Source organism: Kluyvera genomosp. 3, assembly GCF_011765685.1.
GTDB classification, from domain to species: Bacteria; Pseudomonadota; Gammaproteobacteria; order Enterobacterales; family Enterobacteriaceae; genus Kluyvera; species Kluyvera georgiana_A.
Genome location: NZ_CP050321.1, coordinates 3,477,491 through 3,501,813, shown reverse-complemented (window position 1 = coordinate 3,501,813; position 24,323 = coordinate 3,477,491). Strand labels below are relative to the sequence as shown.

The 24,323-nt window shown below is 56.1% G+C and carries 25 protein-coding genes and 1 riboswitch; of the genes, 11 read left to right on the top strand and 14 right to left on the bottom strand.

What is annotated here, in order from left to right:
- Window positions 1-50 precede the first annotated feature (50 nt).
- Window positions 51-187, top strand: a riboswitch (molybdenum cofactor riboswitch).
- The 7 genes from moaA (at window position 175) to GY169_RS16410 (ending at window position 4,322) form a co-directional block, all read left to right on the top strand.
- Window positions 175-1,164, top strand: a complete 990-nt coding sequence (gene moaA, locus GY169_RS16440; protein WP_167576361.1) for a GTP 3',8-cyclase MoaA — start codon at window positions 175-177, stop codon at window positions 1,162-1,164. It overlaps the preceding riboswitch by 13 nt.
- Before the next feature lie 22 nt (window positions 1,165-1,186).
- Window positions 1,187-1,699 (top strand): molybdenum cofactor biosynthesis protein B, encoded by a 513-nt coding sequence (moaB, locus tag GY169_RS16435; RefSeq protein ID WP_163447091.1) that lies wholly within the window; start codon window positions 1,187-1,189, stop codon window positions 1,697-1,699.
- Between the two features lie 3 nt (window positions 1,700-1,702).
- Window positions 1,703-2,188, top strand: coding sequence for a cyclic pyranopterin monophosphate synthase MoaC (gene moaC, locus GY169_RS16430; protein WP_167576360.1), 486 nt, complete (start codon window positions 1,703-1,705; stop codon window positions 2,186-2,188).
- A complete protein-coding gene (gene moaD, locus GY169_RS16425) occupies window positions 2,181-2,426 on the top strand; it encodes a molybdopterin synthase sulfur carrier subunit (RefSeq protein WP_064548439.1) in 246 nt (81 codons plus the stop codon). The genes moaC and moaD overlap by 8 nt, the downstream gene beginning before the upstream one ends.
- 1 nt (window position 2,427) lies before the next feature.
- Window positions 2,428-2,880, top strand: a complete 453-nt coding sequence (moaE, locus tag GY169_RS16420) for a molybdopterin synthase catalytic subunit MoaE (protein WP_064548441.1) — start codon at window positions 2,428-2,430, stop codon at window positions 2,878-2,880.
- Between the two features lie 42 nt (window positions 2,881-2,922).
- Window positions 2,923-3,627, top strand: coding sequence for a Bax inhibitor-1 family protein (locus GY169_RS16415; RefSeq protein WP_167576359.1), 705 nt, complete (start codon window positions 2,923-2,925; stop codon window positions 3,625-3,627).
- Window positions 3,628-3,911: 284 nt separating this feature from the next.
- Window positions 3,912-4,322 carry a YbhQ family protein gene (locus tag GY169_RS16410; RefSeq protein ID WP_163447083.1) on the top strand — a complete coding sequence of 137 codons (411 nt, stop codon included), beginning with the start codon at window positions 3,912-3,914 and terminating at the stop codon, window positions 4,320-4,322.
- Here GY169_RS16410 and GY169_RS16405 read toward each other — a convergent pair.
- The 5 genes from GY169_RS16405 to cecR form a co-directional block, all read right to left on the bottom strand.
- A complete protein-coding gene (locus GY169_RS16405) occupies window positions 4,284-5,390 on the bottom strand; it encodes an ABC transporter permease (RefSeq protein ID WP_167576358.1) in 1,107 nt (368 codons plus the stop codon). The genes GY169_RS16410 and GY169_RS16405 overlap by 39 nt on opposite strands.
- Before the next feature lie 98 nt (window positions 5,391-5,488).
- On the bottom strand, window positions 5,489-6,622 hold the full coding sequence (locus GY169_RS16400; RefSeq protein WP_065355571.1) for an ABC transporter permease: 1,134 nt from the start codon (window positions 6,620-6,622) through the stop codon (window positions 5,489-5,491).
- A complete protein-coding gene (locus GY169_RS16395; RefSeq protein WP_167576357.1) occupies window positions 6,612-8,351 on the bottom strand; it encodes an ATP-binding cassette domain-containing protein in 1,740 nt (579 codons plus the stop codon). Before GY169_RS16395 ends, GY169_RS16400 begins: the two co-directional genes overlap by 11 nt.
- Complete coding sequence (hlyD, locus tag GY169_RS16390) at window positions 8,344-9,339, bottom strand: secretion protein HlyD (RefSeq protein ID WP_167576356.1); 996 nt, start codon at window positions 9,337-9,339, stop codon at window positions 8,344-8,346. The genes GY169_RS16395 and hlyD overlap by 8 nt, the downstream gene beginning before the upstream one ends.
- Window positions 9,336-10,013, bottom strand: coding sequence for a transcriptional regulator CecR (gene cecR, locus GY169_RS16385; protein ID WP_167577322.1), 678 nt, complete (start codon window positions 10,011-10,013; stop codon window positions 9,336-9,338). The genes hlyD and cecR overlap by 4 nt, the downstream gene beginning before the upstream one ends.
- 228 nt (window positions 10,014-10,241) lie before the next feature.
- On the opposite strand from cecR, the gene rhlE reads away from it, so the two are divergent.
- From rhlE to ybiB, 3 genes are all read left to right on the top strand, one after another.
- Window positions 10,242-11,618, top strand: a complete 1,377-nt coding sequence (gene rhlE, locus GY169_RS16380) for an ATP-dependent RNA helicase RhlE (protein WP_167576355.1) — start codon at window positions 10,242-10,244, stop codon at window positions 11,616-11,618.
- A gap of 96 nt (window positions 11,619-11,714) precedes the next feature.
- Complete coding sequence (gene dinG / locus GY169_RS16375) at window positions 11,715-13,862, top strand: ATP-dependent DNA helicase DinG (RefSeq protein WP_167576354.1); 2,148 nt, start codon at window positions 11,715-11,717, stop codon at window positions 13,860-13,862.
- A gap of 42 nt (window positions 13,863-13,904) precedes the next feature.
- Window positions 13,905-14,873: a DNA-binding protein YbiB gene (ybiB, locus tag GY169_RS16370; RefSeq protein ID WP_167576353.1), complete on the top strand. Its 969-nt coding sequence runs from the start codon at window positions 13,905-13,907 to the stop codon at window positions 14,871-14,873.
- 326 nt (window positions 14,874-15,199) lie between these two features.
- Here the strand turns inward: ybiB and ybiJ are convergent, their stop codons facing one another.
- The 5 genes from ybiJ to GY169_RS16345 form a co-directional block, all read right to left on the bottom strand.
- Entirely contained in the window at window positions 15,200-15,460 is a 261-nt protein-coding gene (ybiJ, locus tag GY169_RS16365) for a DUF1471 family protein YbiJ (protein ID WP_064548464.1), read from the bottom strand.
- Window positions 15,461-15,920: 460 nt separating this feature from the next.
- The gene (gene ybiX, locus GY169_RS16360; RefSeq protein WP_167576352.1) at window positions 15,921-16,598 is read right to left on the bottom strand and encodes a PKHD-type hydroxylase YbiX; all 678 of its coding nucleotides are present in this window, start codon (window positions 16,596-16,598) and stop codon (window positions 15,921-15,923) included.
- 46 nt (window positions 16,599-16,644) lie between these two features.
- Entirely contained in the window at window positions 16,645-18,927 is a 2,283-nt protein-coding gene (locus GY169_RS16355) for a catecholate siderophore receptor Fiu (protein ID WP_167576351.1), read from the bottom strand.
- 236 nt (window positions 18,928-19,163) lie between these two features.
- On the bottom strand, window positions 19,164-19,412 hold the full coding sequence (locus tag GY169_RS16350) for a DUF1471 domain-containing protein (protein WP_163447064.1): 249 nt from the start codon (window positions 19,410-19,412) through the stop codon (window positions 19,164-19,166).
- Window positions 19,413-19,497: 85 nt separating this feature from the next.
- Window positions 19,498-20,118 (bottom strand): flavin reductase family protein, encoded by a 621-nt coding sequence (locus tag GY169_RS16345; RefSeq protein WP_167576350.1) that lies wholly within the window; start codon window positions 20,116-20,118, stop codon window positions 19,498-19,500.
- A 96-nt stretch (window positions 20,119-20,214) separates the two neighbouring features.
- On the opposite strand from GY169_RS16345, the gene rlmF reads away from it, so the two are divergent.
- A complete protein-coding gene (gene rlmF, locus GY169_RS16340) occupies window positions 20,215-21,141 on the top strand; it encodes a 23S rRNA (adenine(1618)-N(6))-methyltransferase RlmF (RefSeq protein WP_167576349.1) in 927 nt (308 codons plus the stop codon).
- A 41-nt stretch (window positions 21,142-21,182) separates the two neighbouring features.
- Here rlmF and glnQ read toward each other — a convergent pair whose 3' ends face one another.
- The 4 genes from glnQ to dps form a co-directional block, all read right to left on the bottom strand.
- Complete coding sequence (gene glnQ / locus GY169_RS16335; protein WP_065355582.1) at window positions 21,183-21,905, bottom strand: glutamine ABC transporter ATP-binding protein GlnQ; 723 nt, start codon at window positions 21,903-21,905, stop codon at window positions 21,183-21,185.
- A complete protein-coding gene (glnP, locus tag GY169_RS16330) occupies window positions 21,902-22,561 on the bottom strand; it encodes a glutamine ABC transporter permease GlnP (protein ID WP_065355583.1) in 660 nt (219 codons plus the stop codon). Before glnP ends, glnQ begins: the two co-directional genes overlap by 4 nt.
- A 79-nt stretch (window positions 22,562-22,640) precedes the next feature.
- Window positions 22,641-23,387: a glutamine ABC transporter substrate-binding protein GlnH gene (glnH, locus tag GY169_RS16325; protein WP_065355584.1), complete on the bottom strand. Its 747-nt coding sequence runs from the start codon at window positions 23,385-23,387 to the stop codon at window positions 22,641-22,643.
- A gap of 363 nt (window positions 23,388-23,750) precedes the next feature.
- Complete coding sequence (gene dps / locus GY169_RS16320) at window positions 23,751-24,254, bottom strand: DNA starvation/stationary phase protection protein Dps (protein ID WP_052284751.1); 504 nt, start codon at window positions 24,252-24,254, stop codon at window positions 23,751-23,753.
- Window positions 24,255-24,323 lie beyond the last annotated feature (69 nt).

The following is a 24,323-nucleotide window of genomic DNA, read 5'->3' as shown; positions in this document are numbered from 1 at the left end:
CTCGCGCTACTATTCGGCATAACCTGGTTCAGCACGCTGTGTACAACAGGCTGAACAAAACACTCTAGCCTCTGCGCCTAAGTTGAAAAATAAGGTGCTTTGGCCGCAACGGGTCACGCCGTTGCCAGGGCGAAGGAAGAAATGATCTCGCCTCCCGTATTTGGAAAGGTGTCTATGGCTTTACAACTCACCGATGCGTTTGCGCGTAGGTTTTTCTATCTGCGCCTGTCGATTACCGACGTCTGCAACTTCCGTTGCACCTATTGCCTGCCGAACGGCTATCAGCCGAATGGGGTCACCAACAAAGGATTTCTGTCACTGGACGAAATTCGCCGGGTGACGCGTGCCTTTTCGGCGCTGGGAACGGAAAAAGTGCGTCTCACCGGCGGCGAGCCGTCGTTACGTCGTGACTTTACCGACGTTATCGCCGCCGTAAAAGAAAACGCTTCTATCCGCCAGATTGCCGTGACCACCAATGGCTACCGCATGGCGCGCGATGTCGCCGCCTGGCGTGATGCCGGGTTGACGGCACTCAACGTGAGCGTTGATAGCCTTGATGCGCGTCAGTTCCACGCCATCACGGGTCAGGACAAATTCCGCCAGGTGATGGAGGGCATCGATGCCGCCTTCACCGCCGGCTTTGAAAAAGTGAAGGTCAACACCGTGCTGATGCGCGACGTGAACCATCACCAGCTCGACACCTTTCTGGCGTGGATCAAACCGCGCCGCATTCAACTTCGTTTTATTGAATTGATGGAAACCGGCGAGGGCAGCGAGCTGTTCCGCAAGCACCATATCTCGGGCATGGTGCTGCGCGACGAACTGCTTAAGCGAGGCTGGATCCATCAGATCCGTCAGCGCAGCGACGGCCCGGCGCAGGTCTTCTGCCACCCTGACTATGAAGGGGAAATCGGCTTAATCATGCCGTATGAGAAAGACTTCTGCGCCAGCTGTAACCGTCTGCGCGTATCGTCCGTCGGGAAGCTGCATCTGTGCCTGTTTGGCGACGGCGGCGTTGATCTACGCGAACTGCTGGCCGACGACGCCCAGCAGCAGGCGTTGGAAGAGCGTATTGCCGAAGCACTGACGCATAAAAAACAGACCCACTTCCTGCACCAGGGCAATACCGGCATTACCCAGAATTTATCCTATATCGGCGGATAATTGGCTATCAAGGAGCTATTAAATGAGTCAGGTGAGCGCTGAATTTATCCCGACACGCATTGCTATTCTTACTATTTCCAACCGTCGCGGCGAGGAGGACGACACCTCCGGGCACTTCCTGCGCGATGCAGCCCACGAGGCCGGGCATCAGATTGTCGATAAGGCGATCGTCAAAGAGAACCGCTATCAGATTCGTGCCCAGGTTTCTGCCTGGATTGCCCGCGACGACGTGCAGGTGGTGTTGATCACCGGTGGCACCGGGCTGACCGACGGCGATCAGGCGCCGGAAGCGCTGCTGCCGCTGTTTGACCGCGAAATCGAAGGCTTTGGCGAAGTGTTCCGCATGCTCTCTTTCGAGGAGATTGGTACCGCCACGCTGCAATCGCGCGCCGTTGCCGGGATGGCCAACCGGACGCTGATTTTTGCGATGCCGGGTTCGACCAAAGCCTGCCGCACCGCGTGGGATAACATTATTGCCCCGCAGCTGGATGCTCGTACCCGTCCGTGTAACTTCCACCCTCATCTGAAGAAATAAACGATGTCGCAACTGACCCATATTAACGCAGCGGGTGAAGCCCACATGGTGGATGTCTCCGCCAAGACCGAAACCGTCCGCGAAGCGCGCGCTGAAGCGTTTGTCACCATGCAGCCGGAAACCCTGGCGATGATTATTGAAGGCAGCCACCATAAAGGTGACGTGTTCGCCACTGCGCGTATCGCCGGGATTCAGGCGGCTAAGCGCACCTGGGATCTTATCCCACTTTGTCACCCGCTGATGCTGAGCAAGGTGGAAGTGAACCTGCTGGCGGAGCCGGAACACCACCGCGTGCGCATTGAATCACTCTGTCGCCTCACCGGGAAAACCGGGGTCGAAATGGAAGCGCTGACCGCCGCATCGGTCGCGGCGTTGACCATCTATGACATGTGTAAGGCGGTGCAAAAAGATATGGTTATTGGCCCGGTCCGCTTGCTGGCGAAAAGCGGCGGTAAATCGGGCGATTTCAAGGCGGATACTCATGATTAATGTGCTGTTTTTTGCTCAGGTTCGTGAGCTGGTGGGCGTGGACTCGCTGGCGCTGGCACCTGAGTTTGCCAATGTGGAAGCCGTGCGTCAGCATTTGGCCGCGCAAGAAGGGCGCTGGTCGTTGGCCCTCGAAGAGGGCAAGCTGCTGGCGGCGGTGAACCAGACGCTGGTCAGCTTCGATCATCCGGTTACCGATGGTGATGAAGTGGCGTTTTTCCCGCCGGTGACGGGAGGGTAACATGAGCGAAACCCGTATTATCGTTCGCCATGAACGCTTTAGCGTTGGCGATGAATATCCCTGGCTGGCTGAACGCGATGAAGATGGCGCGGTGGTGACATTTACCGGCAAAGTGCGTAACCATAATCTTGGCGATAGCGTGAAGGCGCTGAGCCTCGAGCACTACCCGGGTATGACCGAAAAAGCGCTGGCGGAAATCGTCGACGCCGCCCGTGAACGCTGGCCGCTGGGCCGCGTCACCGTGATTCACCGCATCGGCGAGATGTGGCCGGGCGAAGAGATTGTCTTTGTCGGCGTCACCAGCGCCCATCGCGGCAGTGCCTTTGACGCCGGTGAATTTATCATGGACTATCTAAAGACCCGCGCGCCGTTCTGGAAGCGCGAAGCGACGCCGGAAGGCGAGCGTTGGGTGGAAGCGCGCGACAGCGATAAACAGGCAGCCGAGCGTTGGTAGCGTTACACTTACTTCAGGCTTTCATTAATTCAGGAGAACGTCATGGATCGATTCCCTCGCTCTGATTCAATCGTGCAGGCCCGTAGCGGTCTGCAAACCTATATGGCTCAGGTTTACGGCTGGATGACCTGCGGGCTGCTGCTGACCGCGTTTATTGCGTGGTACGCGGCGAACACGCCGGCGGTGATGATGTTTGTTTTCTCCAGCAAAATCACCTTTTTTGGCCTGATCATCGCCCAACTGGCGCTGGTATTCGTGCTTTCTGGCATGGTGCAGCGTTTAAGTGCGGGCATGGCGACCACGCTGTTTATGCTCTACTCGGCGCTCACCGGGCTGACGCTATCGAGCATTTTCATCGTCTACACCTACTCATCCATCGCCAGCACCTTCGTGGTAACCGGCGGGATGTTCGGCATCATGAGCCTGTACGGTTACACCACCAAGCGCGATCTCAGCGGCCTGGGCAGCATGCTGTTTATGGGGCTGATTGGTATCGTGCTGGCCTCGCTGGTTAACTTCTGGCTGAAAAGTGAAGCGTTGATGTGGGCGATTACCTATATCGGCGTGATTATCTTTGTTGGGCTGACCGCCTACGACACCCAAAAGCTGAAAAACATCGGCGAGCAGATTGACGTGCGCGATACCTCAAATCTGCGTAAGTACGCCATTCTCGGCGCGCTCACGCTGTATCTCGACTTCATCAACCTGTTCCTGATGCTGCTGCGGATTTTTGGTAATCGCCGCTAGGTAGGTTGAGTGAATTAAACGATCCCGGACTGGTTCCGGGATTTTTTTCGGATTTTATTCTGGTCTCAAACGCACGTTAAAAGCAGCTTACCGATGGGTAACTCAATTGAGCTCCGCCGTGGCGGTTGTTTTTTAGCTGGCATTGATTGCGCTAAAAACAAACAAATTGCTCTCTTCCTGAGCGAAAAAGTGACACCAACGTCACAAAAAGCACCACATTTACGGAATTTTCCGTACACTCGGGTACTCTGAATAAGCAAATAAAATTCTTCAGGAGAGAAGCCATGAAGTGGCAACAACGAGTTCGTGTCGCAACGGGGCTAAGTTGCTGGCAGATTATGTTGCATTTGCTGGTCGTCGCCGTGCTGGTGATGGGCTGGATGAGCGGCGCGCTGGTGCGCGTTGGCCTGGGTCTCTGCGTCGTGTATGCCGTTACCGTTTTACTGATGCTGGCGCTACAGCGTCACCACGAGCAGCGCTGGCGAGACGTCGCCGACGTGCTCGAAGAGTTGACCACCACCTGGTATTTTGGCGCGGCGATGATTGTCGTCTGGCTGCTGTCGCGCGTGCTGCAAAATAACTACCTGCTGGCGGTGGCCGGTCTGGTTATTCTCGCTGGGCCAGCCGTGTTCTCGCTGCTGGTGAAAGAAAAAACCTCAGGCGATCTTGCGGCGAAACATCGCGTACGCCACTGATCCCGTCGTGGCCGCTATAAACAGTAGCGGCCACAGGCTCCCCCAGACAATCGACAGACTCGCATCCTTCAAATAAATCTGCTTGGTAATATCGGTAAAATGCCGAATCGGGTTAATCCACGTTAAATGCTGGAGCCATACCGGCATGTTCTCGACCGGCGACACATAGCCCGACAAGAGAATCGCTGGCATCATAAAGACGAACACGCCGATAAACGCCTGCTGCTGCGTTGAACACAGCGCGGAAATCAGCAGCCCGAACCCGACCAGCGATAGCCCGTAAATCACCATCGTGAAATAAAACAGCGCCAGCGAACCAGCGAAAGGAATCTGATAGGCCCAGATGCCGATGGCCAGCACGATAGTGGCCTGGAACGTGGCGACGATCAGCGCGGGCACCGCTTTACCGACAAAAATTTGCCAGGTGGCGAGCGGGGAGACCAGCAGCTGATCCAGCGTACCCTGTTCGCGCTCGCGAGCGACCGACAGCGAGGTGACGATCATCACGCCGATGGTGGTGATCATGGCGATCAGCGAAGGCACTACAAACCACTTGTAGTCGAGATTCGGGTTGTACCAGTTGCGCACCACCAGTTCACTGTTGTTCGGCTTTGCTTTCCCCTCCATCAGCTCCTGCTGGTAGTTCTTGACGATTTGTTGCAGGTAGTTGGCGGCAATCTGCGCGCTGTTAGAGTTGCGCCCGTCGAGTATCAGCTGCATGGGTGCGGTCTGGAAGGTATCGAGATTGCGCGAAAAATCGGCCGGGAAACGCACCAGCAGCAATGCTTTTTGGGTGTCGAGCGTTGGCTGGATCTCCTGCGGGCTTTTCAGCAGCAGCACGTGGGTGAAGGCTTTGGCGCGGGCGAAGCGCTGGGTCAATTCAACGGCGTGCTTGCCGTTGTCTTCGTTATAGACGGCGATGGTGGCGTTGGTCACTTCCAGCGTGGCGGCAAAGGGAAACAACAGCACCTGGATCAGCACCGGCATAATCAGAATGGCGCGGGTTTGCGGCTCGCGCAGCAGCGACTGTAGCTCTTTGCGGATAAGCGTCCATAAGCGATAAAACATAGTGCTTTCCTCATGTCGGGTGCGCTTCGCTTGCCCGACCTACAAGCCTCGTTGTCCCGGTAAGCGCAGCGCCGTCGGGCAAAATACGAGTGCCAGCGTTAATCCAATCGACGTTTGGTTTTCATCCACGTCAGGCCAATAAACATCACCGCCGAAGCGATTAAAAACAAGGTGTTAATCATCAGCACCACGGGAATATTGCCCGCCAGGAACAGGCTTTGCAGGGTGCTAACAAAATAGCGCGCCGGGATGATATAGGTCACCACGCGAATGGCCGCGGGCATACTGTCTATCTGGAAAATAAACCCGGACAGCATGATCGACGGCAGAAACGCGGCGTTCAGCGCCACCTGGGCGGCGTTAAACTGATTGCGGGTGATGGTGGAAATCAGTAGCCCCATCCCCAGCGTGCTGAGCAAAAACAGGCTGGTGATGAAAAACAGGATCACCAGCGAGCCACGGTATGGCACGCCGAGAATAAACACCGATACCAGCATGCACAGCAGCATCGCCAGCATACCGAGGAAATAGTAGGGAATCAGCTTGCACAGCAGCAGCTCGACGCGGGTGACTTCGGTGGAAAGCAGCGCTTCCATGGTGCCGCGCTCCCATTCGCGGGCAATAACCAGCGAGGTGAGAATCGCGCCAATGACCGTCATAATAATGGTGATCGCGCCGGGAATAATAAAATGCTGGCTGATGGCCGCCGGGTTAAACCAATAGCGGGTCTGCACGTCGATAAGCGGTTCGAACTCCTGACCATTATCCTCAGCGCGCTGCTGCTGCCAGATTTGCCAGATACCCTCAACGTAGCCTTGCACAAAGTTGGCGGTATTCGGTTCACTGCCGTCGGTAATCACCTGAATCGGCGCGTCGTCGCCAACGCGGGTCATCTTCTTATCGAAATCAACCGGCACGACGATCAGGCCGCGAATACGCCCGGCCTGCATCATTTCAATCAGCTGTTGACGGTTGTCGCTGATGGTGGCGTCGATATAGGGGGAGCCGGTCAGAGTGTGGGTGAAATCCAGCGCTTCCTGGCTTTGCTGCTCCAGCAGTACGCCGACGCGCAGTTTGCTGGAGTCGAGGTTAATGCCGTAGCCGAAGATAAACAGCAGCAACAGCGGGATGACCACCGCAATCAGCCAACTGCTGGGGTCGCGGACAATCTGCCGCGTCTCCTTCACGCACAGCGCGCGCACGCGCCGCCACGACAGCATCTTAGCGCTCATCGGCATGCTCCTTATCCCAGTCGTTGATCAGCGTGATAAAGGCTTGTTCCATGGTCGGGTCCGGCTGCTGGTCATCCGCCGCCTGCGCTTTTAAATCGTCCGGCGTGCCGCTGGCAATCAGCTTGCCGCGATAGACCAGGCCGATACGGTCGCAGTATTCCGCCTCATCCATAAAGTGGGTGGTGACCATCACCGTGACCCCTTTCTCCACCATGCTGTTGATATGCAGCCAGAATTCGCGGCGGGTGAGAGGGTCTACGCCCGAGGTGGGTTCATCAAGGAACAGAATATCCGGCTCGTGCATCAGCGAACAGGCCAGCGCCAGGCGCTGCTTAAACCCCAGCGGCAGCGCGTCGGTGGTGTGGCGCGCGATGGCTTTCAGACCGAAAGCGTTGCTCATGCTGTCGATTTTATCGTTCTGCGCGCGGCCGCGCAGGCCGTACACCCCGGAGAAGAAGCGCAGGTTTTGCTCGACGGTGAGGTTGCCGTACAGCGAAAATTTCTGCGCCATATAGCCGAGATGCTGACGCGCCTTACCCGAACTGACCTTCAGGTCCATGTTCAGCACCAGCGCATTGCCGGAGGTGGGCACCAGCAGCCCGCACATCATCTTGAAGGTGGTGGATTTCCCTGCGCCGTTCGGCCCCAGCAGGCCGAAGATCTCGCCGCGTTTGACGGCGAAGTTAACGTGGTCGGTGGCGGCGAAATCGCCGAATTTTTTGGTGAGCTGTTTGGCTTCAATCACCGTTTCATCCGGCGAGCCGTCAACGGTGTGAAGAATGGCGCCCAGCGGCGATTCCGAGGTGCCCGCACCGCCCAGTAGGTCAATAAAAGCATCTTCAAATCGCGGCGCGGTTTCTTCCATCTCCAGTTCAGGCATGCCCGGCGCCTGCTTTAGCGCCTCGGCGGTGGCCGATTTTTTAAGGATCACGCGGACCGAACGGCCCTGAATCATGCCGTCGCTGACCATCTCCTGTTTCAGCGCCCGTTGCAGCAGCTTGCGGTTATTTTCCTTCGGGCTGTGCATTAAGAAACTGCGCCCGGCCATGGTGCGGGTGAGGGCGGTGGGTTCCCCCTGATACAACAGCTCGCCTTCGTTCATCAGCAGCACGTCCTGGCACTGTTCGGCTTCGTCGAGATAGGAGGTGCTCCAGAGGATCAGCATGCCGTCGCCCGCCAGCTCGTGCACCATCTCCCAGAGTTCACGGCGTGAGATGGGGTCGACGCCGACGCCGGGTTCATCTAACAGCAAAACTTTTGGCTCACCAACCAGCGTACAGGCCAGCCCCAGCTTCTGCTTCATGCCGCCGGAGAGCTTCCCCGCCAGCCGTCCGGTAAACGGCCCCAGGGCGGTAAATTCCAACAGCCGGGCAAAGGTTTTTTCGCGGACGTCGCCGGTTACGCTGCGCAGATCGGCATAGAGATTAAGGTTTTCCATCACCGTTAAATCTTCATACAGGCCGAATTTCTGCGGCATATAGCCCAACACCGAATGCAGCGCGCTGTCGTCGGCAATCGGATCCAGCCCGAGCACGGTCGCGCTGCCTTCGTCCGGCTTCAGCAGCCCGGCGAGCATGCGCATCAGCGTGGTTTTTCCCGCGCCGTCCGGGCCGACAAGACCGGTCACATAGCCGCCGTTGATGGTGCAGTCCAGCCGGGCGACCGCCGGTTTATCCATGCCGGCGAACTGTTTGACCAGCCCGCGTAGCTGAATCTGGCCGTCACTCATGGCGCGACTCTTCGTTGAACAGAAGCGTGACAGGCATCCCCTGTCGCAGGCTGTCGTCGGCATCGGTGACGATAATACGCAGACGGTAGACCAGGTCGGTACGGAGATCAGGCGTCTCAACCGTCTTCGGGGTAAATTCCGCGGTCGGGGAGACAAAACCAATTTTGCCGTGATACGGCTTATTTGGGCGGCCGTCGGTATAAAGCAGAATTTCTCGGCCCGGCTGCGCCTGGTTGAGATTTTTCTCGTCCACATAGGCGCGGACCCACACCGGACGGGTGAGGGAAAGAGTCAGTACGGTACTGCCTGCGCTCAGCATGCTGCCGGGTTCAACCGCTCGGGTGAGCAGGGTGCCGTCAGAGGGGGCGGTCAGTACGGTGTCATGCAGATCGAGAGTGGATTGGGCCAGCTGCGCCTGCGCCTGCTCGAGATTGGCTTTCGCCTGGGCAATTTCCTGCGGACGATTCCCCGCACGATACTGGCTGAGTTTATCCTGTGCCGATTTCAGCGTCGCCAGCGCCTGGTCGCGGGACGAGCGGGCGTTTTCCAGATCGTTGGCCGACAGCAGTTTTCGGTTCCACAATCCCTGCTGGCGCTGGAGATAGCTTTGCGCATAGTCGTAGGCTGCTTGCGCTTGTTTCACCGAAGCCGCGGCCTGGGCAATTTCTTCCGCCCGGTAGCCTGCCATCATCAGGTCGTACTGCGCCTGCGCCGTCGCGACGTTGGCCTTGGCCTGCATCAGGGCATTTTCATAAGGCGCCTGGTCCAGTTGACCGAGGGTCTGCCCCTGCTTGATGGCGTCGCCTTCGTCGACCGTCAATGACTGCAAGCGGCCGCCGACGCGGAAGCTCATGTTCACCGTACGAATATCCACGTTGCCATAGAGCGTCAGGCCGTTGTTTTGCCGACTCTGGTACCACCACGTGCCGCCGCCAATCAGCGCGACGATGACCACCACCGCCAGAATCAGAACCACCGGTTTTTTCATGAGTTGAGGCTCCTTTGCGTTAATCCTTGCAAGATCAGATCGATATGGCAGGTCACTACCTGGAAAATTTGCTCGGCTTTGTCGGCATCAAACTGCGTCCAGCCGGTGCGCATCAGGATGGTTTCTCGCCCGAGGCGAAACGCCAGCACTTCGCCCAGCAGGGCGTGGGTGTGGAGGATCATCTGCGTACTGTTAGCATCGCAGCCAGTATAGGCGGCGATCAACCGGGTCAGGTGCGCGTGCAGCGGGGCAATGACCTGATCGTGGATACGCTGGTAGGCGGCAGTCGGCGACAGCTGCTCGCGAGAGATAAATTTGCTGAGGTTAAGGGTATCGTCCTGGGTCAGCAGTAAGATCATGTTCTGGCAGGCGCGGAGGATCAGGGTGCGTATGGCCTCTCTGTCCGGCTGCGGCTGGGCAAACAGTTGCTCGGCGGCTTCGGCATGGGCGCGAAAGTTTTCGCCGATAAAGTCGGCAATCCACTGGGCGCAGGCCTGGTATAAATCTTCTTTTGAGCCAAAATAGTAGGTGATGGCGGCAATATTCTGCCCGGCCTGAGCGGCAATATCGCGGGTGGTGGCGTGCAGGCCATACTCGCCAAACTGGGCGAGCCCGGCGGCGATGAGCTGACTCTTGGCCTGCTCGCCTTTGCTGGTTATCGGTGTCGTATTCATCATGCCACCAGAATTAATCAAACGATTGATTAAGATTATGCCGGGTTTTTGCGCTTGTCCAGTCTGGTGAATAATCTTGTTTTCTACCGCGAAGGGGATAATTTATGCGGTGAATCACAAAAACTGCTACACTCCGCCCCTTCATGACATTGTGGTTTTTGTCATTACCTGTTTTTTTATCCCCTCGAAAACTACACCGCATGCGGTCGGGGTGGGTGTGGAGTATTTATGTCTTTTGATTCCCTCGGACTGAACCCCGATATTTTGCGTGCCGTTGCTGAGCAAGGCTATCGCGAACCCACCCCCATCCAGCAGCAGGCGATTCCTGCGGTACTGCAGGGCCGTGACCTGATGGCCAGCGCGCAAACCGGCACCGGTAAAACCGCAGGCTTTACCCTGCCGTTGCTGCAACTGCTGGTTTCTCGCGAGCCTCACGTGAAGGGCCGTCGCCCGGTGCGCGCGCTGATCCTCACCCCAACCCGTGAGCTGGCGGCGCAGATTGGCGAAAACGTGCGTGAATACAGTAAATACCTGAACATCCGCTCGCTGGTGGTGTTCGGCGGCGTGAGCATCAACCCGCAGATGATGAAGCTGCGCGGTGGCGTTGACGTGCTGGTGGCGACGCCGGGCCGTCTGTTGGATCTGGAACACCAGAATGCCGTCAAGCTCGATCAGGTGGAAATTCTGGTGCTCGATGAAGCGGACCGTATGCTGGACATGGGCTTCATCCACGATATCCGCCGCGTGCTGACTAAGCTGCCGGCGAAGCGTCAGAACCTGCTGTTCTCCGCGACCTTCTCCGATGACATTAAAGGTCTTGCGGAAAAACTGCTGCACAACCCGCTGGAAATTGAAGTGGCGCGCCGTAACACCGCTTCCGAGCAGGTCACCCAGCACGTACATATGGTCGATAAAAAGCGTAAACGCGAGCTGCTGTCGCAGATGATTGGCGAAGGCAACTGGCAGCAGGTGCTGGTGTTCACCCGTACCAAACACGGCGCCAACCATCTGGCGGAGCAGCTGAATAAAGACGGCATCCGCAGCGCCGCGATCCACGGTAACAAATCGCAGGGTGCGCGTACCCGTGCGCTGGCCGACTTTAAATCCGGCGATATTCGCGTGCTGGTGGCAACTGATATCGCCGCGCGCGGCCTGGATATTGAAGAGCTGCCGCACGTGGTGAACTACGAGCTGCCAAACGTGCCGGAAGATTACGTGCACCGTATTGGCCGTACTGGCCGCGCGGCGGCGACCGGCGAAGCGCTGTCGCTGGTTTGTGTTGATGAACACAAACTGCTGCGTGACATTGAGCGCCTGCTGAAGAAAGAAATTCCGCGCATTGCACTGCCGGGTTACGAGCCGGATCCGTCCATTAAGGCCGAGCCGATTCAGAACGGTCGCCAGCAGCGTGGCGGCGGTAACGGCGGCGGTCGTGGTCGCGGTCAGAACCAGGGGCAAGGCCAGGGGGCGGGGCGCAGCCAGCAGCAGCAGCGTCGCAACGACGGTGGTGCACCGAAAGCCAAGCCGCGCAGCGCGGAAGGCAAACCGGCTGGCGATAAGCCACGTCCGCCGCGTCGCCCGCGTAAACCCGCAGCAGCACAGTAAATTGCGAGCCCGGCCGAAAGCCGGGCTTTCTTTTTTGCGACGGCGTACAGAAAATGCCACAATAGTGGCTGTTTATACAGTATCTCAGGTTTTCTCATGGCTTTGACCGCCGCGCTGAAAGCGCAAATCGCCGCCTGGTACAAGGCGCTTCAGGAACAGATCCCCGACTTTATCCCCCGCGCGCCGCAGCGGCAGATGATTGCGGACGTCGCCAAAACGCTGGCTGGGGAAGAGGGGCGCCATCTGGCGATTGAAGCGCCGACCGGCGTCGGGAAAACCTTGTCCTATCTGATTCCCGGTATTGCGATTGCTCGCGAAGAACAAAAGACGTTGGTGGTCAGCACCGCTAACGTGGCGCTGCAGGATCAGATCTACAGTAAAGATCTGCCGCTGCTGCGCAAAATCATCCCCGATCTACGTTTTACCGCCGCCTTTGGTCGTGGCCGCTATGTCTGCCCGCGTAACCTTGCGGCGCTGGCCAGCAGCGAACCGAACCAGCAGGATCTGCTCGCGTTCCTTGATGATGAGCTGACGCCGAGCAACCAGGAAGAACAGAAGCGTTGCGCGAAGCTGAAGGGCGATCTCGACGGCTATAAGTGGGACGGTCTGCGCGATCATACCGATATCGCCATTGACGACGACCTGTGGCGGCGGCTCAGTACGGATAAAGCCAGCTGTCTGAACCGTAACTGTCATTACTACCGCGAATGCCCGTTTTTTGTCGCGCGCCGCGAGATTCAGGAAGCCGAAGTGGTGGTGGCTAACCATGCGCTGGTGATGGCGGCGATGGAGAGCGAAGCGGTACTGCCGGAACCGAAAAACCTGCTGCTGGTGCTTGATGAAGGCCATCACCTGCCGGACGTGGCGCGCGATGCGCTGGAGATGAGCGCCGAAATTACTGCGCCGTGGTATCGGCTCCAGCTCGATCTGTTCAGCAAGCTGGTGGCGACATGCATGGAGCAGTTCCGCCCGAAAACCACGCCGCCGCTGGCGTTGCCGGAACGGCTGACTGCGCACTGCGAAGAGCTGTACGAGCTGATTGCTTCACTGAATAACATTCTTAATCTGTATCTCCCTGCAACTCAGGAAGCCGAACACCGCTTCCCGATGGGCGAGTTGCCCGATGAAGTGATGGAGATATGCCAGCGTCTGGCCAAACTCACCGAAATGCTGCGCGGGCTGGCGGAGCTGTTCTTAAACGATCTCAGCGAGAAAACTGGCAGCCACGATATTGTGCGTCTGCACCGGGTTATCTTGCAGATGAATCGCGCGCTGGGCATGTTTGAGTCCCAGAGCAAACTGTGGCGGCTGGCGTCGCTTTCGCAGGCGTCGGGCGCGCCGGTCACCAAGTGGGCGACCCGCGACGTACGCGATGGGCAGATGCACGTCTGGTTCCACTGCGTCGGCATTCGCGTGAGCGACCAGCTTGAGCGTCTGCTGTGGCGCAGCGTGCCGCATATTGTGGTGACGTCGGCCACATTGCGCTCACTGAACAGTTTCTCGCGGTTACAGGAAATGAGCGGGTTGAAAGAGAAAGCGGGCGACCGCTTTGTGGCGCTGGACTCGCCGTTTAACCACGTCGAACAGGGAAAAATCGTGATCCCGCAGATGCGCTACGAGCCGCTGATGGAAAACGAAGAGCAGCATATTGCCGAAATGGCGGCCTATTTCCGCGAGCAGGTTGAGAGTAAGAAGCATCATGGCATGCTGGTGCTGTTCGCCAGCGGGCGGGCGATGCAGCGCTTCCTTGAGCACGTGACCGACCTGCGGCTAATGCTGCTGGTGCAGGGCGATCAGCCGCGCTATCGGCTGGTGGAGCTACATCGCAAGCGCGTGGAGAGCGGCGAGCGCAGCGTGTTGGTTGGGCTACAATCTTTTGCCGAGGGGCTGGATTTAAAAGGCGAGTTGCTAAGCCAGGTGCACATCCACAAAATCGCGTTTCCGCCCATCGACAGCCCGGTGGTCATCACCGAGGGTGAATGGCTTAAGAGTCTCAATCGCTATCCCTTTGAGGTGCAAAGCCTGCCAAGCGCGTCATTTAACCTGATTCAGCAGGTGGGGCGATTAATTCGTAGCCACGGCTGTTGGGGCGAAGTGATCATCTACGATAAGCGGTTGTTGACCAAAAACTACGGTAAGCGTTTACTGGATGCGTTACCGGTTTTCCCGATTGAACGTCCGGAAGTGCCGGAAGTAAAACAGAAAGCGAAACCCTCACGCCGTAAAAAAGGTAGCCCGGTGTAGGCCGGATGGCGTTGCGCACAACGACGAGCAAAGGAGCAGAAAATGGATTATCGCAAAATCATCAAAGAAATCGGTCGTGGTAAAAATCATGCGCGCGACCTGGATCAGGATACCGCGCGCGGCCTGTACACCCGAATGCTTGATGGTGACGTTGCGGATCTGGAAATGGGCGCCATTCTGCTGTCGATGCGCATTAAGGGGGAAGGTGAGGCGGAGATGCTCGGCTTCTATGAAGCGATGCAGCAGAAAACGATGCGTTTGACCCCGCCAGTGGGTAAACCGATGCCGATTGTGATCCCGAGTTATAACGGCGCGCGCAAGCAGGCCAACCTGACGCCGCTGCTGGCGATGTTGCTGCATAAGCTGGGCTTTCCGGTGGTGGTTCATGGGGTCAGTGAAGATCCTACCCGTGTGATCACCGAAACTATTTTTGAGCTCATGGGCGTTGAACCTACCCGTCACGCCGGCCAGGCGCAGGCGAAGCTTGACGGCCATCAGCCCGTTTATATTCCTGTTGGCGCACTCTGCCCGCCGCTGGAGCGGCAGCTGAACCTGCGCTGGCAGCTCGGCGTGCGTAACAGTGCGCATACGCTGGCCAAGCTGGCAACGCCGTTCGCTGAGGATGCGGCGCTGCGCTTGTCCAGCGTTTCGCATCCGGAATATGTGGGGAAAGTGGCGAAGTTCTTCAGTGATATTGGCGGGCGTAGTCTACTGATGCATGGCACGGAAGGAGAAGTGTACGCGAATCCACTGCGCTGTCCTCAGATTACCCTGATAGACGCCGCGGGCGCGCGGGTGGTGAACGAGCGTCAGAGCGAGCAGGCGGATGCGCCGGTGGCGCTGCCAACGGCAAAAGATCCGCAAACGACCGCGCAGTGGATTGAACGCTGCGTGGCGGGTGTCGAGCCAGTACCGCAATCGCTGAAGATTCAGATGGCCTGCTGCCTGCTGGCGGCCGGTGAAGTGAGCTCCCTCGACGCCGGTTTGGCCCGCGTCGCGCAGGCGTATTAATTCCCCCGAATCTGTCGCACGCTATTAAAAACTGCGCCGCTCGGTCCCCTCTCCCCATTGGGGAGAGGGCTAGGGTGAGGGGCGGGCAGAATATAAAAAGAAGAAATGCATTTCCTTTTAATTACCGTGTATTAACCCTCACCCCAGCCCTCTCCCTTCAAAAGGGAGAGGGGGCATATCGTGCCAATATGCTATTTCTCAGCCCCCAAATCCCGGACAAAAAAAAGCCCGGCGTGGCAGCCGGGCAAAAAAGGGTATCAACAAGTTCAATGAGGGTTGGAGCACCCGCGAGAGGTCAGCTCACGGGGTATAACAGAGGGTGGCGATTATTTGTAGATAACCGCAGTACCGCTAACTTTGTTGTTGGTGTTAGCAGAGGTGATGGCATAACCGGTAGCGCCCGCTGCGGCAGCTTTCTGCGCCAGCTGAGCTTCCATACCATCCAGAGTGGTCGCGCCGTCAACGGACACGGTACCCATTTCATTCATTTTCTGAGCCTGTGCCTGAGTTACTGGTTGGGCAGCGAAAGCACCAAAAGACAGGGCAGACAGGGCGATAGCAGCAACAGCATATTTAACGTTTTTCATAATATTAATCTCTCGCAGGTTGTTCCGTTCGGGGGACGATGTCTTCGTCGATGTGATAAGTATCACGTTTTTATTTGGTGGAATAAATCGAAGAGAATTGATGACCATAATCAAAAAAATTGAATGATTATTAATTTATTGATTATTAATAAAATATTCACGGTATGAATACGTTTGGCGTGAATCAACCGAAAGACAGAGCAACGAAGGCACAATTTGCTACTTTTTTTGCCAAAAAGCGTACTCGTAAAGATAATCGATTGCTCTGTATGTTGCGGTATGGATTTGTAATAAAACCTGTGTATTTAGCGGCTGATTAAGATTATATCCTGATTATTGTTTTCACCGTAAGTTTTTATATTGCCTTTTTGTGGGGCGTTGGCGAAGCGGCAGGCGCTGCCGTTTCGTCAGTTTTTAAGCGCCCATCTTCTTCATATATTTTGAGAAATATTGGCGAGTTTCAGATCTCGGACCATTCGCGCAGCAGGTTGTGGTAGAGATTGAGCAGCGAAAGCGCCTCCTCCGACTCACCGTGCCGACTGTTGAGCGACTGGATATTCCGGTCGAGTTCAAACAGCATTGCGCGACGTTTATCATCGCGGACCATCGACTGAATCCACATAAATGACGCCACCCGAACGCCGCGCGTCACCGGCGTGACGCAATGCAGGCTACTGGAAGGGTAGAGCACCAGGTCGCCCGCCGGGAGTTTGACCGTGTGCTGTCCGTAGGTGTCGTTAATGGTCAGTTCGCCGCCGTCGTAACTTTCCGGGTCAGACAGAAACAAGGTGGCCGACAGGTCGGTACGCATCCAGCCGCTATGGGGATGCTGGCGTACAGCACCATCCACATGAAAGCCATAGGTCTCCTGCTGCTGATAACGGTTGAAAAGCGGGCTGGAAAGGGTTTTTGGCAGCGCGGCGGCAAAAAACAGCGAGTGACGATTCACCGCTTCCAGCACGCGGGCCTGTAGCGCCATGTAGCGTTCGCTGCGTGTATCAACCTGTTGATTGTTCTTCACCTGGGCACCTTGCGCCCCGACGGTGGCTCGGCCGTCGACCCATTGCGCCTGGTTGAGTTCCGCGACCAGATCGCGTACCTCGTCCGCGCTCAGCACGCCGGGAATTCGATACATCATGGCAGTGTCTCCTGAAAAAAGTGGGGCTTTCGCCCCACACAATCACTTAGAAGTGAACGTTTGCCGTTAACACGAAGGTGCGCGGTTCACCCGGATGATAGCGATAGCCGCTCTTGTTAATAGAGGCAACATAATCGGTATCGAACAGGTTATAAACGTTCAGTTGCAGGTCCAGATTGCGATTGACGCGGTAGCCCAGTTTGGCGTCGGCGACCCAGTAGCTGTCGGTGGAGTCTGGTGTACCCACTGCGCCATCTTTGCCGCGATGCATACTGCCGATATAGCGTGCGCCCGCGCCAATGGACAGGGCGTCGGTCGCCTGGTATTGGCTCCACAATGTAAAGGCATGTTCCGGCGTGTAGGGCAGAGAATCGCTTTGATCCTGCGCCACGTCGGCACCGTTACGCACCGTCGCGCGCTGTTGGGTAAAGCCGCCAATGACCTGCCATTCCGGGGTAATGTTGCCCGCAACGGACAGCTCGTAGCCCTCTACACGCTTGGTACCGTACTGGGAGTAAGTGCCGTCATCGTTCGCTTCGACATCGTTTTCAATGTCGGTGCGGAAAACGGCGGCGGACAGCAGCAGACGCTTATCCAGCACTTCCCATTTGGTCCCCGCTTCGCTGGTTTTCGCCTTCTGCGGTTTGAAGTCGGTACGGTTGGCGCTGCTGCCGGAGCCGCCCGCCGCCAGCGCAAAGTTGCTGCCGCCAGGAGGCTGCTGGGAGATGGCATAGTTGACGTAAACGTTGCCGTTCTGCGTCAGGTGGTACAATGCGCCGGCCTTCCAGTTCACCAGGTTGCCCGACTTGGCGGCATCCACGGTGGTGACCGGGGTATTTTTGATGACGCCTGCCGGGCAGGCGATGGCGCCGCGCCCGGTGCCGCCGCACAGCGATGCGCTGTCGTACTCGGTATGATAGCTATCCAGACGAATACCGCCGTTGAGTTCGAAATCGCGGGTAATCTGTAGCGTATCGAAGGCGTAAATCCCGAAGGTATCGGTCTGGCCGTTTGCATTCGCTCCGCTGCGTTGCAGGCTGCCTAACGAAACGCTGCTATCCGGGTGATACAGATTTACCGGCGGCGCGGTAAACGGGTACACGCCGTAGTTGGTTTGCTGCTCGTGGGTAAATTCCACGCCGGTGCTGATATCGTGGCCAACGGCGCCGGTGTAGAACTTCGAGGTCAGGTTGGTCTGGTTAGTGAGGATCTTGTTGCTGACATCTTTGGTATTGATGTTGCGCGTCCAGGTCCAGGTATTAACGTTACTCGGGTCCGGTCGGCCAATATTGCTCGCGCCGCCCATTATCGCCGTCATCATGTAATCTTGCTTGATCTGCGACCAGCGGGTGGTGTTGCGGACAGTGGTGGTGTCGTTAAAATCATGCTCGAAGCGCATCGTCACCGTATCGGTGGTGGAGTCGTCGTAGTCGGACTGGGTGCCGTAGAAATTGTGGGTATCGACTTTTCCGGAGCTGTTCAACGCCGAAGTTGCTGCGTTGGGCGCGGAGTAGCCCGGCAGCCCCACGGTAGGTACGCCACCATCCGGAGTATTATTCTGGGTGACGTGCAGATAGTTGAGGTACAGACGATTCTCGGTACCCAGGCCAAACGCGATGGAGGGGGCAATGCCGTAGCGCTCGTTTTTCACGTTATCACGCCCGGCATCATGCGTTTTTTCACCCATCAGGTTTAAACGCACCGCGCTGGTTTCACCGATCGCTTCGTTGAGATCCAGCGTACCGCGTCGATACCATGCGCTACCTACACTGGCGGAGGCATCAATGCCTGAATCCAGGCGCGGCTGCTTGCTGATCATGTTGATCGATCCCGTTGGCGCGCTGCGACCATAGTCGGATCCCGACGGCCCCTTGATCACCTCGACCTGCTCGGTATTGAACGTATCGCGGGTTACGCTGCCAATATCGCGGATGCCATCGATATAGATGCTATTCGAGGTATCGGCGCCACGCATATAGATGGTGTCGCCCGTCGATGAGCTCCCGTTTTCCCCGGCAAAGAAGGCGCCAACGCCCGGCACGTTTTTCAGTGCGTCGGTCAGGTTGGTGGCCCCCTGATCTTTGAGGACCTGCTCGGAAATGACGGTCACGGTACGCGTGGTATCGGCAATCGGGCGACTAAATTTGGGGTCGGCCGACTGGGTTGGGGCATACAGTGAAGGAGCCTGCGCTTCCACAACCAGCGTATCGCCGGTGCTTTTTTCTTTGCCCTCATCGGCCTGGGCGGCAGGTGTCAGGCCGAGACAAAGACCGGTAAAGAAGGTGAGAGAACTAAAGCTGCTGAACGGGATGGTGCGATTTTTTTCCATATCAATGAGCATCTTATAATTTTTAAAAGCCATTTAAAAATGACAATCGGGCGTGTTTCGTCCCTTTTGCCACTGCAGGTGATTTCTTTTTTATTAAATGATGTTGATAATGATTGTGATAATCATTATCAAATCGGCGTATTTTTTATCACTCATTGGCTTAAAAATAAATACACTGGTTTACAGTTTCTTCATTTTTTATACATAAAGATTACGTTTCTGAGGGAGATTACCGCTCACTCATACAGCGTTGCCGAACCAAAAAGCTTGTTTTTCCCACCGGCAACGTCGACCACAAAGGCTATCGCGCCGGCTTTGTGCGCTTTGCTGGCAAGCTGCTGCTGAAGATCGTCAAGGTTGCTGGCGCCGCTGACCGTCACGGTACCGACCGGGCGAAACGGCACGCCAGGAGGCGGTGTGGGCTGGGCGCAGGCGGTTGTTGTAGCGAGTAGCAGAGCGAGAGAAAAGCGATGAAAGGTGTTCATGGTATCCCCTCCTGATGGCAACAGGGAATACCTTAATTGTAGGTCGTTGATGGAAAAAAACTGCCACCGGGGTGGCTGTTTTTCATCAGGAGCGGCGGGCGTCCGGGCGAATTAAATCAAAACGATGACTCTCGTCAATGGTGTAGTAGGCAGAAGGCCCGCCTGCGCGCAGCACCGGCTGGGCTCGCGCGGTCTGGTAGATGCCGTTTTCCAGCAGCGACTCATCAATATGAATGCCAACCACCTCGCCAAGCACCAGCCAGGTATCCACCGGGGTGCCGTCGGCACCGGTGAGTTGAATACATTGCGACAGCCGACACTCAAAGTTCACCGGGCTTTCCGCGACGCGTGGCGCGTTGACGATCTGGGCTGGAGCAGCGGTGAGCCCTGCACGGGTAAACTCATTATCACCATGGGGCAGGGTGGCAGAGGTTTCATTCATCGCCACCGCCAGGCTGCGGGTCGTCAGGTTCCAGACAAATTCTTTGGTCTCGACGATATTCTGCACGCTATCTTTCCAGCCGCTGCTGGCAAAACCGATGATCGGCGGGTGATAGTTAAAGCAGTTAAAGAAGCTGTAGGGGGCCAGGTTATGTCGCCCTTCGGCATCGACAGATGAAATCCAGCCAATCGGTCGCGGCCCTACGATGGCGTTAAGTGGGTCGTGTGGTAGCCCATGGCCCTGGGAAGGTTGATAAAAATACATAGCGCACCTGTTATCAATAAGCAGTTATTCAGACTCCCTTATTTACCGCATCGTCGTCAACGGGTATCTTACGCCGCATTACGACAGGAGAAAGTCATGAGTACCCAAAAACCGGGGTTGCACCCGCGTAACCGTCATCACAGCCGCTACGACCTGGACGCGCTGCGTCAGGCCTGCCCCGCGCTGAGCGATTTTATTACCCTCAACCCGGTTGGCGAGCAAACCATTAATTTTGCCGATCCGCTGGCGGTGAAGACCCTGAACAAAGCCTTGCTGGCGCATTTTTATGCGGTAAAAGAGTGGGACATTCCGGAAGGCTTCCTCTGCCCACCCGTTCCAGGCCGTGCGGACTATATCCATCATCTGAGCGACCTGTTAAGCGATGAAAACGGCAACGTGGTGAAGGGGGCAAATATTCTGGATATCGGCGTTGGCGCAAACTGTATTTATCCGCTGATTGGCGCGCATGAATATGGCTGGCGCTTTACCGGCAGCGAAACGCACCCGCAGGCGTTTGCCAGCGCGCAGGCCATTCTCAGCGCTAACGCCTCGCTGAACCGGATGATCCGTCTGCGCCGCCAGAAAGACACGTCGGCGATGTTCAACGGCGTGATCCATAAAAACGAACAATACGATGCCACGCTGTGCAACCCGCCGTTCCATGATTCTGCCGCCGCGGCTCGCGCTGGCAGTGAGCGCAAACGCCGTAATCTGGGACAGGATCGCGATGATGCGCTGAACTTTGGCGGCCAGCAGCAGGAGCTGTGGTGTGAAGGCGGGGAAGTGGCCTTTATCAAACAGATGATCGCCGAGAGCAAAGGCTTTGCCCGTCAGGTAATGTGGTTTACGTCGCTGGTGTCGAAAGGGGAAAACCTGCCGCCGCTGTATCGCGCGTTAACCGACGTGGGGGCCGTTAAAGTGGTGAAAAAAGAGATGGCTCAGGGGCAGAAGCAGAGCCGCTTTATCGCCTGGTCGTTTATGGATGATGAGCAGCGTCGTCGTTTCCTGGCGCGCAAACGCTAAGAGAAAACGCCGTTTACCCCGAGGGATAAACGGCGTGCTTATCAGGAGACGTGCTGCAGGAACTCTTGCAGACGCTGGCTTGGTGGGTTCTTCACCAGCTCCTGCGGATTGCCATCTTCGGCAATCCGGCCTTTATCGATAAAGATCAGGCGAGAAGCTACTTTTTCGGCAAAGCCGATTTCGTGGGTGACAATCACCATCGTCATCCCTTCTTCCGCCAGATCCTGCATCACTTTCAGCACTTCGTGGCGCAATTCCGGGTCCAGCGCCGAGGTTGGCTCATCGAACAGCATCATTTTCGGCTTCACCGCCAGCGCTCGGGCAATTGCCACGCGCTGCTGCTGGCCGCCGGAAAGCTCGGAAGGGTAGTGGTGCGCGCGTTCCGCCAGGCCCACTTTGGCCAGCAGATCTTTGGCCAGCTTTTCCGCCGCCTCTTTTTTCAGACCGCGGACGCGGATCGGCCCGAACATCACGTTTTCCAGCGCCGTCAGGTGTGGGAACAGATAGAACTGCTGGAACACCATACCGGCTTCCTGACGGATCAGGCGCTCGTCAACATTCGGGTCGTTTACCTTGAGACCATCGACAATCAGGTCGCCGCTGGTTATCTCTTCGAGTTTATTAATGCAGCGCAGCAGCGTCGATTTACCCGAGCCGGAAGGCCCGATTATCACGACCACTTCGCCCTGTTTGACCTTCAGGTCGATATTGTGCAGCACCTGGGTTTGACCAAAGTGCTTGGAGACGTTTTTAAATTCAATCACAGGATTTTCATCCTTCTTTCAAGAATGCGGAGCACGATATTCAGTACCTGGGTGATGATCAGGTAGATAACGCCAACGGCGGTCCAGATTTCCAGCGCGCGGAAGTTTCCGGCGATAATTTCCTGACCGCTGCGGGTCAGCTCAGCTGCACCGATAACAATAAACAGAGAGGTGTCTTTGATACTGATGATCAACTGGTTACCCAGCGCAGGCAGCATACGGCGAACGGCCAGCGGCATAATCACATGGCGAATGGTTTCGCGGCGCGACAGGCCGAGTGCCAGACCCGCTTCGCTAAAACCTTTGTGGATGGACAACACTGAGCCACGAGTGATTTCTGCAATATAAGCACCGGAGTTGATCATGATGGTGACAACTGCCGCAGTGAAGGTATCGATACGAATGTCCGGGAAAGCCATTGGCAGCGCGAAGTAGATGTACATGACCTGTACAACGATAGGCGTACCGCGGATCACTTCAATAAATACGAGGGCGATATGGTTTGCAATCCAGCCGCCGTAAGTACGGGCTAAGCCAGCCACCAGACCGATAATGATACCGCCCGCGAGGCCGAGGATCGAAATCCACAGAGTCATTTTGGCGCCGTCCAGAAGAATAGGAATGGCAGGCCAGATGACGCTCCAGTCAAACTGCATGATGATAATCCTGTTACCGTGGTTCAAAAATAGCAGGGGCGAAAGGCCGCCCCTGAGTTTGCATCAGATTTTGGAATAATTATTTAGGTTCGGTACCGAACCATTTTTTGTAAATTTCGTTATAAGTGCCGTTTTCACGCAGTGTTTTCAGCGCGCCATTCACTTTTTCACGCAGCTCGTCGTTGCCTTTCGAGAACGCAATACCGTACTGCTGAGCTTCCAGCGATTCGCCTACCGCTTTGAACTGACCGTTACCGGCAGTCTTGATAAAGTAGAGAATATTCGGGGTATCGTGCAGCACCGCGTCGGCGCGGTTGGTGCCCAATTCCATGTATGCATTATCGATGTTCGGGAACTGGCGCAGGTCTTTGGTTTTGATATTCGCTTTTGCATAATCAACGGAGCCTGTTCCGCTCTTCACCGCCACCACTTTGCCATCCAGATCTTTCACGCTCTTGATGTCATTGTTGTTGGTTTTCACCATCACCAGCAGGCCGCTTTTATAGTAGCCGTCGGAGAAGTCGACCGCTTTTTTACGCTCGTCGGTAATGGTAATGCCAGCCAGCGCCAGATCGACGTTTTTGGTCTGCAGTGCCGGGATAATGCCGCTGAAGTCCATCGGCTTCAGGGTGTAATCCAGCTTCAGCTCTTTCGCAATTGCTGCCCACAGGTCGATGTCAAAGCCGACATACTGATTACCCTGCTTGAACTCGAACGGGACGAACGCGGTATCCGTTGCCACAACCAGCTGTTTCTCGGCAGCCTGAGAAGAGACCGCAAACGCCAGGGTGAGTGCAGCCAGTGAAACTTTAAACATTGACTTCATAGCATTTCCTTTTATATCCACGGGGCGATCCCCTGCGATAACAAACGGCTTATGAAAAAAACGTGCCAACTTTACAATCAGTTGTTTCTTAACAAATAATGCGTTTTTCATTGCACAAAAGCGGAAAAATAACGACCGCTTTGCACCAAACAAGGGCACCAAAGTGGTGCGCAAAAATCGTGTTGTTAAGTATGGCGTTTTTTAGCGCAAACGCAGAGGAGAAAACAATCTTTTATTAACGATTGTGTGAGGTGATTATTACAAATGATTTACTTTGGCGGGGTTTCTGTCCGATTGGGTGCACTTTTATGGTGCAAATCCCTCCGGTGGAGGGACCGGAGGGAGATAAGATTTTCCTATGTGTTATTCGATGTTTGCCTCGATGAACCACAGGAATTTATCCAGGTCACGGGACGCGGCGGTGAAGATATCGGCGGTATCTTCATCTTTGGCTTCACTGATTGCTTTACGTACGTCGTTAGCAACAATCGCATAACGCTCAGCCAGCGCTTTCAGGTGATCCTGCACGCTGGTAATATCCAGCGGATAGCTTTTCAGCGGCGTCTGGGCGTTGATGACCTGAGTGGTCCCCAGCGCAATCCCGCCGAGCTGAACGGCGCGCTCAGCCATGGTATCCAGATGGTCGGTGAGCGCAGTGCGGAAGCCATCCAGCATTTCATGCACCGCGATAAAGTTGGCACCGCGCATGTTCCAGTGCGCCTGCTTTGTAATCAGCGACAGATCGATAAACTGAAGAACCTGACGGTTGAGTAACGCAACGGTGGCCTGTTTTTCGCTTTCCGGAACGTCGTTACGCGTATAGAGAAGTTGGGCGTTTTTCGTTTTAACCAGTTTTGCAGTACTCATAATCATATATCCTCTTGATCCGATACACTTATAAAAGCATGTGTATCTGCGTCCTCATGAATTAACGAA

Excerpts from the sequence above, each read along its gene's own strand:
- moaA (WP_167576361.1), top strand. The coding sequence starts at position 175 with ATGGCTTTACAACTCACCGATGCGTTTGCGCGTAGGTTTTTCTATCTG.
- moaB (WP_163447091.1), top strand. The coding sequence starts at position 1,187 with ATGAGTCAGGTGAGCGCTGAATTTATCCCGACACGCATTGCTATTCTT.
- moaC (WP_167576360.1), top strand. The coding sequence starts at position 1,703 with ATGTCGCAACTGACCCATATTAACGCAGCGGGTGAAGCCCACATGGTG.
- moaD (WP_064548439.1), top strand. The coding sequence starts at position 2,181 with ATGATTAATGTGCTGTTTTTTGCTCAGGTTCGTGAGCTGGTGGGCGTG.
- moaE (WP_064548441.1), top strand. The coding sequence starts at position 2,428 with ATGAGCGAAACCCGTATTATCGTTCGCCATGAACGCTTTAGCGTTGGC.
- GY169_RS16415 (WP_167576359.1), top strand. The coding sequence starts at position 2,923 with ATGGATCGATTCCCTCGCTCTGATTCAATCGTGCAGGCCCGTAGCGGT.
- GY169_RS16410 (WP_163447083.1), top strand. The coding sequence starts at position 3,912 with ATGAAGTGGCAACAACGAGTTCGTGTCGCAACGGGGCTAAGTTGCTGG.
- GY169_RS16405 (WP_167576358.1), bottom strand. The coding sequence starts at position 5,390 with ATGTTTTATCGCTTATGGACGCTTATCCGCAAAGAGCTACAGTCGCTG.
- GY169_RS16400 (WP_065355571.1), bottom strand. The coding sequence starts at position 6,622 with ATGAGCGCTAAGATGCTGTCGTGGCGGCGCGTGCGCGCGCTGTGCGTG.
- GY169_RS16395 (WP_167576357.1), bottom strand. The coding sequence starts at position 8,351 with ATGAGTGACGGCCAGATTCAGCTACGCGGGCTGGTCAAACAGTTCGCC.
- hlyD (WP_167576356.1), bottom strand. The coding sequence starts at position 9,339 with ATGAAAAAACCGGTGGTTCTGATTCTGGCGGTGGTGGTCATCGTCGCG.
- cecR (WP_167577322.1), bottom strand. The coding sequence starts at position 10,013 with ATGAATACGACACCGATAACCAGCAAAGGCGAGCAGGCCAAGAGTCAG.
- rhlE (WP_167576355.1), top strand. The coding sequence starts at position 10,242 with ATGTCTTTTGATTCCCTCGGACTGAACCCCGATATTTTGCGTGCCGTT.
- dinG (WP_167576354.1), top strand. The coding sequence starts at position 11,715 with ATGGCTTTGACCGCCGCGCTGAAAGCGCAAATCGCCGCCTGGTACAAG.
- ybiB (WP_167576353.1), top strand. The coding sequence starts at position 13,905 with ATGGATTATCGCAAAATCATCAAAGAAATCGGTCGTGGTAAAAATCAT.
- ybiJ (WP_064548464.1), bottom strand. The coding sequence starts at position 15,460 with ATGAAAAACGTTAAATATGCTGTTGCTGCTATCGCCCTGTCTGCCCTG.
- ybiX (WP_167576352.1), bottom strand. The coding sequence starts at position 16,598 with ATGATGTATCGAATTCCCGGCGTGCTGAGCGCGGACGAGGTACGCGAT.
- GY169_RS16355 (WP_167576351.1), bottom strand. The coding sequence starts at position 18,927 with ATGGAAAAAAATCGCACCATCCCGTTCAGCAGCTTTAGTTCTCTCACC.
- GY169_RS16350 (WP_163447064.1), bottom strand. The coding sequence starts at position 19,412 with ATGAACACCTTTCATCGCTTTTCTCTCGCTCTGCTACTCGCTACAACA.
- GY169_RS16345 (WP_167576350.1), bottom strand. The coding sequence starts at position 20,118 with ATGTATTTTTATCAACCTTCCCAGGGCCATGGGCTACCACACGACCCA.
- rlmF (WP_167576349.1), top strand. The coding sequence starts at position 20,215 with ATGAGTACCCAAAAACCGGGGTTGCACCCGCGTAACCGTCATCACAGC.
- glnP (WP_065355583.1), bottom strand. The coding sequence starts at position 22,561 with ATGCAGTTTGACTGGAGCGTCATCTGGCCTGCCATTCCTATTCTTCTG.
- glnH (WP_065355584.1), bottom strand. The coding sequence starts at position 23,387 with ATGAAGTCAATGTTTAAAGTTTCACTGGCTGCACTCACCCTGGCGTTT.
- dps (WP_052284751.1), bottom strand. The coding sequence starts at position 24,254 with ATGAGTACTGCAAAACTGGTTAAAACGAAAAACGCCCAACTTCTCTAT.